This is a genomic window from Flavobacterium arcticum (assembly GCF_003344925.1).
Taxonomy (GTDB): Bacteria; Bacteroidota; Bacteroidia; order Flavobacteriales; family Flavobacteriaceae; genus Flavobacterium; species Flavobacterium arcticum.
Genome location: NZ_CP031188.1, coordinates 267,189 through 282,550, shown reverse-complemented (window position 1 = coordinate 282,550; position 15,362 = coordinate 267,189). Strand labels below are relative to the sequence as shown.

Below are 15,362 nucleotides of genomic sequence, written 5' to 3'. Positions count from 1 at the left end.
TAATTCCTGTATTTTTGCTTTACATATCTAAATTTATCGTGTTTATGGAAAAGTGGCAGGATCCGAAAGTAATAGCCCTATGGATTGCAATTGCACTGATACTGGTTTTTACCATATTATTATTTGTTGTAAAAATAATGCATGCTGGTTATAAGCGAATGACAGAAGCCAACTTACGTGAGGCTCGCATGCAACTAGAACACCAAAAAAAGCTTATAGAAACTAACTTGCAAGCACAAGAAAAAGAGCGTATGCGTATTGCATCTGATTTACATGATAGTCTTATAGGAAAGCTTACAGTAATGCGAATGAAAAGCCAGATAGGACTGCCTATAACAGAAATAGATACAATGCTAGGTGAAGGAATTGCTGAGGCTCGCAGAATATCGCATGACTTAACACCTCCATTACTAGAGCATACACCATTACAGGAATTGATAGCCGATTTACTTAACCCTTGGGGAGAAAAGCTTAAAATTGATTACTTTAGCGATGTTAGGCATCAAGACTCTTTACCTGTGGGTATTAAAATACAAGTAGTGCGGATGATACAAGAGTTAATGACTAATATTAATAAGCATGCTAAGGCTACTGAAGTAAAAGTACATTTACGTCATACGTCAAACTACCTTACTCTTTTTGTAAAAGATGATGGTTGTGGTTTTGATACCTCGGTACTAAAAAAAGGATTGGGACTCAATAGTCTTGAAATGCGTATACAGTACCTTAATGCAAAATACAGGGTTGATTCAACTATAGGAAAAGGGACTACAACCTTGTTTGTTGTTCCTAAACAACAAACAATTGCTAATGGATAAAATTATACTAGGTATTACCGATGATGATGCTTTAATAGTAAGCCTCTTACAATCTTTTTTACAAAACACAGCCGATATACAAGTGCTATTTACAGCAAATAGCGGGCAAGAACTCTTAGATAAACTTACAGAGCAAGATGTTCGTCCACAAATATTGCTTCTAGACCTTAAGATGGAGGGTATGGATGGTATTGCAGTAACAGAGCATCTTAAAATAAACTATCCTGATATAAAAATTATAGTGATTTCATCACACTATCAAAAATCGTTTATGGGGTTTATGGTAAAGACAGGCGTTTCGGCATTTTTACCAAAAGGAATATCTCCTGTAGAACTAGTAGATATAATTAGAATAGTACATAAACAAGGCTATCATTTTAAAGAAGACCAACTTGAAGTTTTGAGAGGGCAAATAGCTGTAAAAACACCCAAACCTATATTAAGTGATGATGCAGCACTATCTGAAAGAGAGATAGATGTACTACGCCTTATTTGTAGACAAAAAACTGCCAAAGAGATTGGTGATATACTTTTTATAACCCAACGTACTGCCGAAGGTCATAAAAATAATCTGTTTGTAAAAACAGGAGCAAAAAACATTGCTGGTTTAGTAATATATGCCATACAGCAAGGTATAATGAAAGTAGAAGAACTACCACTTATTTAATTCATAAGTTATTAATTTTTAAGGATATGTAAAACTACCTGTTTTTTAAAAACAGGTAGTTTCTACCTGTGCTATGCGTTTTTATTTTACCAAATTTGTATCAGGATAAGAGATAAAAAAAACAAGAAACTATTGCTTTTATATATAGATTAGTCCTGAAAAAGAGGTCTGGCGGGAGATGTAATTCTCTTTTATAGCCCCCCGAGCGTTAATAAAACTTGAATTGCTAATTGGGACCCGCCTACTTCTTAAATTAAGGATAAACGACATTGAGCTTTTTGCCCCCCGGCTAACTCGATTTAATTAATAATTACTAAACGTATTTTATTCAAAATTTTTAGATGTGTAGAAACAGCGAGCTTTATGCTCGCTGTTTTGTTTATATCCATAATATTTAGGTGCAATATTATTTTTTGAATACTACTAAAATGTTTTCTCAAGAGATTGAACATAATAATAAGAAATATTAAGAGTAGAGGAGCTACGTCTTACCCTCAGATAATCTATCAACTTTTAAGAATACGTAAAATTACCTAATCTTGTAAAACAGGTAATTTCTACCTATACTACATCTCTTCATTTCACCAAATTTGTATCAGAATAAGAGACGATAAAAACAAGAAACTATTGCTTTGTATATAGATTAATCCTGAAAAAGAAGTCTGGCGGGAAAAGTAATTCTCTTTTATAGCCCCCCGAGCGTTGATAAAACTTGAATTGCTAATCGGGACCCGCCTGCTTCTTGATTACAGGATAAAAATAAGCTTTTTGCCCCCCGGCGAAATCGATCCAACTAATTATTATTAAGCGTATTTTATTCAAATTTTTTTTTAGATGTGTAGAAACAGCGAGCTTTATGCTCGCTGTTTTGTTTTATATAAGATATAAATCCGCTATTGATATTACTACTATATCAAAAAAAACAGCAAACCTTTGTCTGCTGTTTTTTGAATAAGTGTTAAGGGGTATAACTTTAATAACGGTTATCGCCATCTAATAGGTTACCTATCCCGCCTAAAATACTACCCTCGCCACGCTGATTTCCGCCACCTTGTGGTGCCGAGGCATATATTCTTCCAGCAAGTCTACTAAAGGGTAAAGACTGTATATATACTGTACCTGGACCACGTAATGTAGCATAGAATAAACCTTCGCCGCCAAATAATGTGTTTTTAATGCCACCTATAAATTCAATGTCATAATCTATATCTTTAGTAAAACCTACTATACAACCAGTATCTACTTTTAATACCTCGCCTGCTGCTAGCTCTTTGCGTGCTAGTGTACCACCTGCGTGTACAAATGCCATACCGTCGCCTTCTAGTTTTTGCATAATAAAACCTTCGCCACCAAAAAGTCCGCGTCCCATTTTTTTAGAAAACTCAATGCCTATCGTTACTCCTTTGGCAGCACATAAAAAAGCATCTTTTTGGCAAACAAAACGTCCACCATATTGTGTAAGGTCTATAGCTAGTATTTTGCCAGGGTAGGGCGATGCAAAACTAACCCTACGCTTACCGTGAAATTCGTTTAAAAAAACAGTCATAAAAAGACTTTCTCCTGTAAGTAAACGTTTACCTGCCGAGAAAAGTTTTCCCATAACGCCTTTGTCTTGGTTGCCACCATCGCCAAAAATGGTTTCCATCTTAATGCCATTATCCATCATCATAAAACTACCAGCTTCGGCTACTACAGCCTCTTGCGGGTCAAGCTCTATTTCTACATACTGCATTTCTTCGCCAAATATTTCGTAATCTATTTCATGTGATGTCATGTTATATATAATTTTTGATTGATACTTATTAGTTAGCAAATAATGTTTTTTGTTACACTATTGCGCACATTTAAGACAACTTATATAATAATATCATATTTGCAATATAGAGTAGGAGTATAGCTAGTGTATCCCAAGCTAAGAATATTTTTTTGCTTCGCCCAGGTGCTATAAAACCTATAATAGCTACCGCAGTCATGATAATCACTGCGAAAACCGATATAAGGTTGGCATCTGATGCGTCTTTTAATAATAAGCCTTTGGTGTAGAAAATATCACCAAAGAAGAGGATAAAGACGTTAAATATATTGCTGCCTAATAAGTTACCCACAGCCATATCTGCCGAGCCTGTGCGTATGGCTATCATAGATATTGCAATTTCGGGGAGTGAAGTAGAAACGGCTAAAAATAATGTTCCTACAAATGATTCGCCTAAGCCTGTATGTATGGCAATACCTTCTGCAAAATGAGGTAATACGGAAGCCGTAGCGATAATAACTAAAGCAAAAGCGGCATATTTTAAGCCTACGCTTCTCAAAGTTACTTCGGGTGACTGTTCAATGGCTTCTGCTACTTTCTCTGCTGGGTTTATTTTTTGATAATTGTATATAGAGCGTACAGATAATAAATAAATAACCCCAAAGGAAAGGCTTATGAGTCCCATAGATGGCGATATAATAATATCGTCGAGGTACAGCCCTAAGCCTACTAAAACAATTAATATAATACCAAAAGAGGCTGCGAGTATATGACTTTGTGATACCTGACTAAAAAGCGGTTTGTTTCTAGGTGTAAATACATCCATTAACGATAGTATTCCTAGGTTAAAGGCACAACTCCCTACAATATTTCCCACGGCTAAGTCGGCAGAACCTACTATTGATACAGAGCTTATGCCTACCATAAGCTCTGGTAGCGATGTTACTGTAGACATGAGTATAAAACCTATCCAAGCTTTCCCCATACCAGTAAGTTCGGCTAAAAGATCGCCATAAAAAGATAACTTTTTACCTGCAAAAAATATTATGACTGCACATACCGTAAACCCCAAAATGTCGATATACATATAAACTATTCGTTAACGATTATTAATAATAAAGCTAATGCGGTAAAATTATATAAAAGTAATGGAAACCTGAAAAAGCAACAGGGGTAATGTTGTAATTTATAGGTTTACTATAATTAGATTTTTACTCCTGTTATTCTGATGGTTTATTTATAGTTTTTCGGTTTTTATAGAGTTCAATTAGCTTTAGGGTGAGTATAATACCACATAATGATCCTGCGATAGCATTGGTTATTATAATAGGCATATCTTTTAGCCCAATGCCATATAATACCCATAGTGTCATGCCTATAAAAAGAAAAGAATAGGTTATTGCCGAAAGGCTTTTTGTTGATCTAGTGCGAATTACTTTAACGGCTTGTGGTATGTTTGCAACTGTAGTAAAAATTGCAGCCAGTACACCTATTATTTCTATGTAGTTCATAATTGTTTTTCTATACTTGGCAGTATTTATTTTTGCGAGGTTTTCTCAGCTTTAGCATCAGTAAAATTAATAGAACCTTCTATATTATTATCAAAAGCTTTTATAAAACCATTACGAAATACATTTGTAATAAGCGCCCAAGTAAAAGGTTCTCCGCCTTTAACATCACCTTTAAGCGGTACTCTGGTGGCAAGTCTGTCTTCAGATTTGTTTTTAACAACAGCTACAGTTCCGCCTACAATAAGTTCCCATACTTTTTTAAAAAAACCTTTTTCTTTTTCTCTTTCAGAGTCAGGTGTAAGATCTATAATCTTGATATCATCAAGCACAGGTTTTAGATAACCATTATAGTTGCCGTCATCCATTACTAACTCTGACGATACTCCTAATGTTCCTTTCTTAAAGGTAAATTTTGCATAAGCATCGGTAAAATCTTTAAGATAGGTAAGATCCATCTTTTCTAACTTAAAACTAAAATCAAAGTCAGGTGTTTCTTTAAGAATATTCATTTTTAAATGACTATTAATACGACCATTACCGCTTGTGTTAGCGCTAAGTGTAATGTTAGATGGTAGCGGGGTGTCTTTATTGTCTACGTTAGTAAGGTTTGTAGCTAAGGCGTTTAAGCTAGTAGCTGCGATATCAATATTAGGTGTAGTGGCATAGTCAATATAATGTACTTCGCCATTATTTATCTCAAACCTATTTATGGTTATTGGCGATAAGTCTTTTATAGTCTGTATAAAATCGTTATCGCCACCAGTATCAACATTATCGCCTCTTTTTATAAAATTAATAACGGGGTGTTCTACATAAAATTCGCCTGTAATAGCTCCTTTGAATATAGATTTCCACTCGATAGAAATATCCATGGCATCAATAGCAACAAAAGGTTGAGAGTTACCATTGTCAATTTTATTAATTACTAATGAGTCTATACGATAAGCCCCTCTATATAAGTGTATGTCTATATCTTTTATACTGCCTTTGTAACCTTCTATTTCGCTTAAGGCTTTGTTGGTATAATGTAATGCAACAGACTCTAGCGCAAAATTAGCAATTACTAAAAAGGCTATGATAGAGCTAATGGTAATCCAGAGTTTTTTGTGTTTTTTCATGTATATTTCTATTATGTTATTATGGAAAAGAAGGAGCGTATAGCTCCTTCTTCTTATCGAAATAAAATAATCTATTTACATGAATCCGTTTTCATCTGGCATGGTACCTGTTTTGGTAATATTACGCCCCCTTCTTTCTTCTGATCTTACCTTGTTAGCCAAATGACTGTCTCGCTCTTCATCAAGATCAGGATTTTCGGTTTTTTTCTCCTTAGGAAATGTAGCTAACTCTTTAGGGTTTATTATTGCAGGGTCATCTGATGGTGGGATGTTATTTTTTGGTTTGCTGTTTCCTACAGAAGCGTTTTGTTTATTGTTTTCGTTCTCAATAGCCATAATAGTATTTTTGTAGTTAATAAAATTGTTATTGTAATAGCATAAAGTTACTAATATACTATTACAATAGATAGACGTTTAACGCATGATTAACAGCTGTATTAAATATGAAAACCCTTCTAAAAAACATCAATTAAGATGTTTTTTAGAAGAGTTTTGTCTTTTAAAATCTCTAAATGTATACTTATTTATTAAGCGTAATATTGTATTCTTTTATCATAGTAAGGGTTGAGGTATCAGAAGCAAAAACCGAGTTAAGACCTTGTGGTTCTTGTGGTGGGTCGGTAGTATAATCTTCTCCTTTATCCCACTTGCCATTGTTAGGGTCGTTTTTGCCAGTACCAGCAAACCCCCAAAAGTTTACAGCAGCGAAAGCCTCTTTGTGTGCTGCACTCTGTTCTAACCTATCAAAAATAGCTTTATAAAAAGTATCTCTTTCTTTAGTAAAAGATTGCCTATCTAAGCTTTCTCCTGTTCTAGGTAGCCCAAACTCTTCTAATACTATAGGCTTGTTCATTTTTTCGGCTAATGTAATATGATTATTTATATACTCTAATGCATTATCAATAGCTACTGGTAAGGTTGACTCTGCGTTATTATGGTCATACCAGCCCCAGTTTTTTGGCCAAGTATGCATGGTAAGGTAATCTATTTTTGGGTTGTTGTGGGTGCGTTCAAAAATAGCAATATCATCTGCCGATCCTGCTTTACCTTCACTACCTGTAGAGATAAGGTGGTAGCTGTCTAAACTATCTATTAGGTTAACTACACCCGTAAGCCATTTGGTAAATTTCTCCTCATTATCGGCTGTAAACACCCTTGGTTCATTGGCTACCTGCCAAGCCATAATAGTATTGTCTTTTGTATATTTTACGTTATTGTAGGCGTTACTACGACCAAGTATAAACTTAATATGATTGTTAAAAGCTTCTATACAAGGCTCGCAACTATGAAACTGCTTAGTATATTCCATAAACTGTGGCCATGTATTAGGCGCAATGTTAGGGTTTGGCAGTTTGCCTTTCCCGTTCCACTCTAAATATTGTGCCATACCGCCACTCCATTCCCAGTTATTGGTAAGGTAAAGCACAGCATGCATATCTCTTTTACGCATTTCGTTAAGTAAGTAATCTAGCCCATCAAGCAAGTTATTGTCATACTCACCTTGTTCTGGCTGTAGGGCAGGGGTAACAGTGTAATCTTGCTTACCCGATTCTGCACCCACCATTATACGAAGATTATCAATACCATTGGCTTTCATTATATCTAACTCTTCGGTAAGACGTTCACGGTTTCCACCTTCTTTAGCTCCTAATAGTGAACCATACCAATAGTTAGTACCTATATAACGATAGGGTTTGTCGCCTTTATAGAACTCTGTTCCTTTTACAGTTATTCTTTCTATAGTAGCCTGTTCGATTTTATTTTCAGTAGATTCTTCTTTCTTTTTATTATCTCCGCAAGAGGTAACAAGCTGAAGAGCTACAAGACAGACTAATAGTTTTATGTTTTTCATGGTTGTATATATTTATTCTGAAATAGTGTACATATTAGGTAAGGTATTTACCAATAATGATTCTGTTTTAGTTGTAAAATCTATAAAATCTTGCGTGTTAGGCTGCCCAGCAGGAGGTACATAATAACCATCTTGATTGTTGCTCCAAAACATTACAAAAGCCAGCTCTACATTATTATCGGTCATCGATTTGTAAATATTATTAGCAAAGAAACCATCTATGGGGCTAGTAGAAGTTGTAACTCTGTAACCTGTTTCGGTCATTGCAGCAATTTTCACTTTTTCTTTAGCAAGGTCAGATACCATTTTTAGTTTATTGTTTGCTGCTGTTACACCATCAGTACCATTAGCAAGGTCGCCGTAGTTATCCATTCCTAAAACATCAATATATTCATCACCAGGGTAACGGCTCAGGTATTGTGCATCGGTAGTATAAGTCCTGTCTGGAGAAAAAGCATATAAAACGTTATGTACATTTTTAGTATCACGCAGGTACTCAACGGTAAATTGCCATGCTTCTTTATATTGCTGTGGTGTACAGTAATTAGCGCCCCACCAAAACCAGTTACCATCAAACTCATGCCATGGTCTAAAAATTACAGGAATTAATTTATCATCTGTGCCCTTAAGATTATTTAAAACATCGGCTACTTTGTCTAGTTTTGATTTGTAATACTCATGATTTTCACCATTAGGTAAAATACTTGCAAATGCATTTTGTTTCTGGAAATCGGTCATATCATCTGCATAAAAAGTAACACCTTCATAAGGCTCTCTTAAATGCCATGCAAATATGTTTACCATACCTTTATCATAGGCTTCTATGGCATCGGCTGCTATTTGTAGCTCTTGTTGGTAAAACCAGTTAGAAGCTTCGTTATTATTTTGATCATCTGTTATAAACATAAAATCTGACCCTAAAAGTGCAGGGTCGTGCCCCGTAGCTTTCTTAATATCAGACTCGCCTGCAACATCATTATAAAAACTCGAAAAAGCATCTTGCTGTCCTACTAGGTATTTTGTTTTTTGTAATTTTTTCAGGTTGTAAAAAAGTGCAACGGTTTCTTCTGTAGCATTAGGGTCTGCCATATAACTACGCACATTTTCGGGAGTTAATACCTCTTCTGTGGGGTCTTCGGTAACAGGGTCAGTAGTTGTTATGCCAGTATAACCACTATCACTAGAAGAACAGTTTGTAAAAGAAATAGATATAGCTATTGCGGCTATCTTGATAAAATTCATTTTCATAATCAACATCAATTAAATAAGGTGAAATTTGCAACAGTTAAAATGCGCTATACAAGTCGTTGTATTAATTCTATACAAGCACGTGAATTATGATAAGGACATTTCCAGAAACCAGCTTTGTCTTTTTCAATTTTATTATAGTTGGCATCTATCCCCCATATCCATTCGCCATTCTGTTTGTCTAAAATATATTTTTGAACAAATGCCCAGTTTTTTTCTGCTATTTCTAGGTAGTTTTTATCTCCGGTAAGTTGCCATGCATTAACCAACCCAATCATAAATTCCGATTGTGGCCACCAATGTTTTTCGGCAATCATTTCATTGGTATGTATGTCAAGCTCATACCAAAGTCCGCCATCTTTATCAACACCTTCTAAACTGCCCTTGGTTAAATTAATAGCGTGTTTTTTATAAATAGCTATAAGGTTAGTATCCTCAATAACTTCAGCACACCATTGTAGTAGCCAAGCTGCCTCAATATCGTGCCCGTAGGATAGTACATCTTTTTTTTCTATCCAGTCTTCACTAAAAAACAGTCTTAAATGTCCTGTTTCAGTATCAATAAAGTGTTTGTCAACTATAGTTAAAAGTCCTTGGATACTCTTTTTTAACCCATCGTCTTTCCATACTTTATATAGGTTAGCATAGGCTTCTACTATATGTAGGTGCGTATTCATTGTTTTTTTCTCGTTGGCATCTTTATCACTCAAGCGCAAATCTTCAATAGGTTGCCAGTCTTGAGTAAATGCTTCGAAATATCCTTTTTGTATAGGGTCAAAACTATGTTCTTCTATTTTATGGTATAGTTTTATAGCCAGTTGTAATGCATCTTCATTTTTTGATATTGCATAAAACTCTGATAACCCATAGATAACAAAAGCTAAGGCATATATTTGATTTTTGGTGTCTTTTGGCGTGCCATTATGATTTACACTCCAAAAAATACCGCCATGCTCGGTATCGTAAAAACTACTGACGATGTATGCATATGCTCTTTCGGCAATGGCAAGATGTTTAGCATTTTTAGTAATAGGGTAAGAGGCAGAAAATGCCCACAGTATGCGGGCATTTAATACTGAACCTTTTTCGGCTGTATAATCTTTATTATCATTATAATCTATTGTACCTATAAAACCTCCATTTTTATCATCAACGGTATTGCTACTCCAGTAATCTAAAATAGAAAGCAATTCGCTGTACATATCTGGCTTTAGGTTGTCCATTATAATAATTTTTTGTTGTTTTCTACTTGTTTTATAATGGTTTGTACTGAGCCTGCCGATGTAAAAGTATCTTTGGGTGTATTGATGCAATAATCTACCAATTTATCTACAGTAGATACTGCTACGTGCATACGCGTATCAGATGATGCGTAGTAAATATAAACAGTACCGTCTTCATCTGCAATCCAACCATTACCAAACAATACATTAGAAACATCGCCCACACGTTCTTCATTTTCAGGAGCAAGGAAGTAACCAGCAGGTTTATGAGTAACCTTGGTAAGATCTTCTAAATCTGTCATAAAAAGATATATAGTATAGCGTAATCCTGCGGCAGTATTACGCACGCCATGTGCTTGGTGTAGCCATCCTTTTTCAGTTTTTATAGGCGCAGGACCTAAACCGTTTTTAAGCTCGTATATGGTGTGGTATTCTTTACCAAAAATAATTTTCTCTTCATTTACTACTGGGTTTGTCATATCGTCGATATAACCAAGACCAATTCCGCCACCGCTACCTACATCAATAAAACCATCTTGCGGACGCGTGTACATAGCATATTTACCATTTACAAATTCTGCATGCAATACCACATTACGTTGCTGTCCTGTATTAGATATTAAATCAGGTAGTCTTTCCCAGTTTACTAAATCTTTAGTACGTACTATACCGGCATTAGCTATGGCAGCACTAGTATCGCCTGCGGGAGCATTAGGGTCTTTACGCTCCGTGCAAAATATTCCGTATATCCAACCATCTTCATGTAGTGTAAGACGCATATCATATACATTAGTGTCTGGCTCTTCTAACTGAGGTATTACACATGGCTTATCCCAAAACTCGAAGTTATCTACTCCGTTAGGGCTTTCGGCAATAGCAAAAAATGACTTTCTGTCAACCCCTTCTACACGAACCACTATAATATATTTTCCATTCCATTTTATAGCACCTGCATTAAAGGTAGCATTCATTCCTATACGTTCCTGAAAAAACGGATTGGTTTTTTCATTAAAATCAAATCTCCAATTTAAAGGAGTATGAGCAGCAGTAACCACCGGGTTTACATAGCGCTTAAAAATTCCATTTCCTGCTTCTGCAACTGGATTGTTTTTCTTCCCTAACAACGCTTCATGCTGTGACTGAACAGTTTGTTTACGAGTTTCGAATAACGTGGCCATTGTAGTATCTTCCATTGATTAGTTATATTTTTCTTCTATAATTTATTTTTCCATTAATTGGATTCTTTTGTAGCCCTGCGTTCATCTAGTTCGCTAGATATTACTTTCAGTTTTTCTTCGCTAAGTGGATATAAAAACATAAAAAGCATAGATATAATTGCTCCTGCTGCAGGTAGAAAGCTGAGCATTAGTTGTATGCCTGTTTTTGTGAAAGCAGTTTGAACGACATTAGCTTCAAAACCATAATAAGCGAGTAGCCATCCTGTTACAGCGCCCCCAACAGCCCATCCTAGTTTTTGTGACATGGATGATGCAGAAAAAAGCAAGCCCGTGGCTCTTCGTCCTTCTTTCCATTCACTAAAATCGGCACTATCTGCATACATAGACCACAATAGAGGAAATACACATCCGGCACAAATACTTATGATAAATTGAAATATCATAATAAACATTATACCAGTTGATGGTAATAGATAGAATGCAGCGCTAAATACAGCTGCTAAAAACATTGCCGACAAAAAAGTGCGTTTTTTACCTATTTTATTAGCAATTGGAGTGGCAATTATTACTCCTATAATATTAGCAGCTTGTCCTATTACCAAGTATAAACCCGTTAATGACATGCCTATGTTTTTAAAAAATGATAAGTACTTTTCTTCAGGAACAGTTACTACATATTTAAAGTAGTATATGGCAGCACCATCTCTTATTGTGTTAAAAAGTATAGTAGCAACTCCCGCACCTACAAGAACCAGCCATGCTTTATTTGAAAGAAGGTCTGATATGTCTTGCTTGAGTGATGATTTTTCTTCTTTAATTTGTTTTACGCGTTCTCTTGTCCCAGCAAAGCAGCCCCAAAATAGAAGTGTAGCTACTACCCCAAATACTATGAGTGTATAAAACCATCCGGTAGGGGAGGTTAAACTTCCTCCAAATAAAATAACTAATGGTTCTATAGCCCAAAGTGCTACTAGACTTCCAGCAAAAGCAAATACCATACGGAAAGTTGCTAATGTGGTACGCTCTTTACCATCGGACGACATTACTCCTAAAAGTGATGCATATGGAACATTAACAAGCGAGTATGCCATCATCATAGCAGAGTAGGTTACATAGGCATATACTAATTTACTTTTAGTATCTACATCTGGGGTATAAAATGTAAGCATACCTATTACTGCAAAAGGTACAGCCATCCATAATAAAAATGGTCTGAACTTACCCCAGCGCGATTGTATTCTATCTGAAAATACACCTACAAAAGGATCAAAAAGTGAATCCCAAATTTTAGTTACCAAAAACATAGTACCTACCGTAGCGGCTGCAAGCCCAAATACATCAGTATAGAAAAATAATAGATACATACTGAATATCTTCCAATACATAGAGGAAGCTGCATCACCAAACCCGTAAGCAATTTTTTCGCTTAATTTTATTTTTTTCTGCATTTGGTTTAAGGTTTGGCTGTGTTATAAAGGTTGAATTTAGTTACATTACTTTGAAACAACGTATTGTCAAGATTATAAAAGTCTTTAAAATCAGGAACTGATGGGTGACCATCGTAAGGTGCATAATAATGCATTTTTGGAGGATTCATCCATTCGTTCCAACCATGATTTCTCCATACTAATACAAATGATATTTTATGATTGCCTATTGATTGTGCTAGTGTTTCTGTCCACCATTTTTCATAGGGTATTTGCTCAAAACCTGTCTCGGCAATAGCCGAAAGTTTATTGTGTTCTTGGGCTACTTCGTCTATAATAGCCGTTAGTTTTTTAGTATCTGTAATAAATTTTTCCGTTTTTTCAGCACTTTCGCCACCTTGATATATGTCATAGCTTACCATATCTGCCCATGTGTCGCCAGGGTAATATTCCATAAAATCTGCCTTAGAATTTACATTAGCACTCGAAGTATTGTATATATATATAAGGTTATGTACTCCTTTTTCTTCAAAATAGGTAATTGTAAACTCCCATAGTTGTTTAAACTGTTCGGGACTTGTAGTATTTTTACACCACCAAAACCAATCACCCGTAAATTCATGATATGGACGATAAAGTATAGGTACTAATTTATCATCGCTTCCTTTTAAAGAAAGGAAAAAATTAGAAGCATTATTTAACCAGCCTTTATATTTTTCATGTTGCTCACCACCAGGTAGTATAGCTGCTACAGTACCAGGAGTATTATCCCAAGAGTCACCATCAGTAAACGGGTTGTTTACATGCCAACTTATGGTGTTTACGCCACCCCTATCATACACTTGCTTTATAAATTCGCGCATTTTATTAAAAGGAACACCGTCAAGGTTTTTCTCTGCATTATCCTCAATACGACCTATATCCCAGCCATATATAGCAGGGTAGTCGCCTGTTACATCTTTTACATCACTTCTACCTTCTTCATATTTCCAGTTCACACCATAGGCAAGGTCATCTTGATGTCCAAACATATAACCTTTTTCACGTAGCTTAAATAAGTTTTGGTATAATGAAACGGTCTCTTTGGTAGCATTTTTATCAATGGGTGCTATTTTGGTTGTAGCCTCTTCTTTTTTCTGTTCTTCCTCTTGTGTAGCTTTTTTACAACTAAAAAGAAGAGATAGTGCTAATAAGAGTATAGGGATGTTTTTTTTCATATTAATTGTATCTGCTTTATATAGAAAGTGCTATTGTTGTGAAATGTTCAAATAATTTCACGATTAATTTTTAAGTGTGTAATTTTATAAACACTTTTTTGATAATGTCAAAGATAAATTTACTCTTAAATTTAACTTAATATTATTTTATCAAAATTATATCATATAATTGCAAAGAAAAACCTTAAAATGAGTACAAATAAGTTTCATAGAGAGATACCGCCCTTAACTAAGGGAGATAGTTTCCTTGTTTTTGACAGGGTTAAAGACAGTTTTGATTTCCCTATACACTATCACCCTGAATATGAGATTAACTTTATACTTAACGGAAAAGGTGTGAAACGTATAGTGGGCGACCATATAGATGAAATAAATGATATTGAACTTGTATTGGTAGGTCCTAATCTCTATCATGGTTGGGAACTTAATAGATGTATAAATAAAAAAATACATGAAATAACAATACAGTTTCATAATGATTTATTTAATGACTCATTATTATCACGTAGAATAATGATGCCTATAAAAGACATGTTTAATAGGGCTAATCATGGAATACTGTTTTCTGAAAAGGTTGGTGCCGAGCTTGCTGATAGACTTGTGCGTATATCTAAACTAGATGGTATGGATTATTTTCTTGAAATAATTTCGATACTACATGATATGGCAAATTCGCGCAATCAGCAATTACTGTCTACCTACACGGTGGATTATGATACTTTTGAAGATGACGATAAAATGAAGCTAGTGTATGAATATATACAAAAGAATTTTTCTGAAAAAATAACGCTTGACGAAGTTTCGGATGTTGCTAGTATGAGTCCTGTATCATTTAATCGTTTTATAAAAAAACGAACAAGTAAAACATTTGTAAATTATCTTAATGATATAAGGGTAGGCTATGCTGCCCGATGGCTTGTAGAGAAAGATCTGAGTATTTCGGAGATAGCATTTAAGTCTGGATTTAATAATATTGCTAATTTTAATAGAATATTTAAGAGCGTTAAAAATACTACTCCTAGCCAATATAGGGAAGAGTTTTATGGTATGAAACGATTTTTATAGTATAATAAGTGTAAAAAAAATACAACTAAGTTATATAGTTAAATTATAGCTTTAATGCTTAAAAATCCTTGCTGTTTAATGGTTTATTAAGGTTTTTTTGTAAAAAAATAATGAGTAGGGTAATATCTCCGAAAACGTTAGAGGAAATATTATCAATAAATGATAAAATAATATTAACAAACACTTAACATCTCCTATAAATTTGTTTTTGTCAATAAATGAACTTTAAAATTGTTGATTGTAAAATTTAATGCGTCATTTATTTAGGAATTAGTAACTAACAAA

At 34.8% G+C, this 15,362-nt stretch carries 14 protein-coding genes; 3 read left to right on the top strand and 11 right to left on the bottom strand.

Annotated features, from left to right (window positions below):
* The first annotated feature begins 44 nt into the window (after window positions 1-44).
* A complete protein-coding gene (locus tag DVK85_RS01220) occupies window positions 45-818 on the top strand; it encodes a sensor histidine kinase (protein ID WP_114676686.1) in 774 nt (257 codons plus the stop codon).
* Window positions 811-1,485, top strand: coding sequence for a response regulator transcription factor (locus tag DVK85_RS01215; protein ID WP_114676685.1), 675 nt, complete (start codon window positions 811-813; stop codon window positions 1,483-1,485). The genes DVK85_RS01220 and DVK85_RS01215 overlap by 8 nt, the downstream gene beginning before the upstream one ends.
* A 973-nt stretch (window positions 1,486-2,458) precedes the next feature.
* Here DVK85_RS01215 and DVK85_RS01210 read toward each other — a convergent pair.
* From DVK85_RS01210 to DVK85_RS01160, 11 genes are all read right to left on the bottom strand, one after another.
* Window positions 2,459-3,259, bottom strand: a complete 801-nt coding sequence (locus tag DVK85_RS01210; protein ID WP_114676684.1) for a TIGR00266 family protein — start codon at window positions 3,257-3,259, stop codon at window positions 2,459-2,461.
* A 70-nt stretch (window positions 3,260-3,329) separates the two neighbouring features.
* A complete protein-coding gene (locus DVK85_RS01205; protein ID WP_114676683.1) occupies window positions 3,330-4,325 on the bottom strand; it encodes a sodium:calcium antiporter in 996 nt (331 codons plus the stop codon).
* 133 nt (window positions 4,326-4,458) lie between these two features.
* Window positions 4,459-4,749: a SemiSWEET family sugar transporter gene (locus DVK85_RS01200; RefSeq protein WP_114676682.1), complete on the bottom strand. Its 291-nt coding sequence runs from the start codon at window positions 4,747-4,749 to the stop codon at window positions 4,459-4,461.
* A gap of 26 nt (window positions 4,750-4,775) precedes the next feature.
* Window positions 4,776-5,867 carry a DUF748 domain-containing protein gene (locus DVK85_RS01195; RefSeq protein ID WP_114676681.1) on the bottom strand — a complete coding sequence of 364 codons (1,092 nt, stop codon included), beginning with the start codon at window positions 5,865-5,867 and terminating at the stop codon, window positions 4,776-4,778.
* A 75-nt stretch (window positions 5,868-5,942) separates the two neighbouring features.
* On the bottom strand, window positions 5,943-6,203 hold the full coding sequence (locus DVK85_RS01190; RefSeq protein WP_114676680.1) for a hypothetical protein: 261 nt from the start codon (window positions 6,201-6,203) through the stop codon (window positions 5,943-5,945).
* A 184-nt stretch (window positions 6,204-6,387) separates the two neighbouring features.
* Complete coding sequence (locus tag DVK85_RS01185) at window positions 6,388-7,719, bottom strand: glycoside hydrolase 5 family protein (RefSeq protein ID WP_114676679.1); 1,332 nt, start codon at window positions 7,717-7,719, stop codon at window positions 6,388-6,390.
* A gap of 12 nt (window positions 7,720-7,731) precedes the next feature.
* Window positions 7,732-8,967 carry a glycoside hydrolase family 26 protein gene (locus DVK85_RS01180; RefSeq protein WP_114676678.1) on the bottom strand — a complete coding sequence of 412 codons (1,236 nt, stop codon included), beginning with the start codon at window positions 8,965-8,967 and terminating at the stop codon, window positions 7,732-7,734.
* Window positions 8,968-9,014: 47 nt separating this feature from the next.
* Window positions 9,015-10,190: an AGE family epimerase/isomerase gene (locus DVK85_RS01175; RefSeq protein WP_114676677.1), complete on the bottom strand. Its 1,176-nt coding sequence runs from the start codon at window positions 10,188-10,190 to the stop codon at window positions 9,015-9,017.
* Window positions 10,190-11,383: a glycoside hydrolase family 130 protein gene (locus DVK85_RS01170; protein WP_317048256.1), complete on the bottom strand. Its 1,194-nt coding sequence runs from the start codon at window positions 11,381-11,383 to the stop codon at window positions 10,190-10,192. The genes DVK85_RS01175 and DVK85_RS01170 overlap by 1 nt, the downstream gene beginning before the upstream one ends.
* A 38-nt stretch (window positions 11,384-11,421) precedes the next feature.
* Window positions 11,422-12,816: an MFS transporter gene (locus DVK85_RS01165; RefSeq protein WP_114676676.1), complete on the bottom strand. Its 1,395-nt coding sequence runs from the start codon at window positions 12,814-12,816 to the stop codon at window positions 11,422-11,424.
* A 5-nt stretch (window positions 12,817-12,821) separates the two neighbouring features.
* Window positions 12,822-14,012, bottom strand: a complete 1,191-nt coding sequence (locus DVK85_RS01160; RefSeq protein ID WP_114676675.1) for a glycoside hydrolase family 26 protein — start codon at window positions 14,010-14,012, stop codon at window positions 12,822-12,824.
* Between the two features lie 189 nt (window positions 14,013-14,201).
* On the opposite strand from DVK85_RS01160, the gene DVK85_RS01155 reads away from it, so the two are divergent.
* Window positions 14,202-15,077, top strand: coding sequence for an AraC family transcriptional regulator (locus DVK85_RS01155; RefSeq protein WP_114676674.1), 876 nt, complete (start codon window positions 14,202-14,204; stop codon window positions 15,075-15,077).
* Window positions 15,078-15,362: the final 285 nt, after the last annotated feature.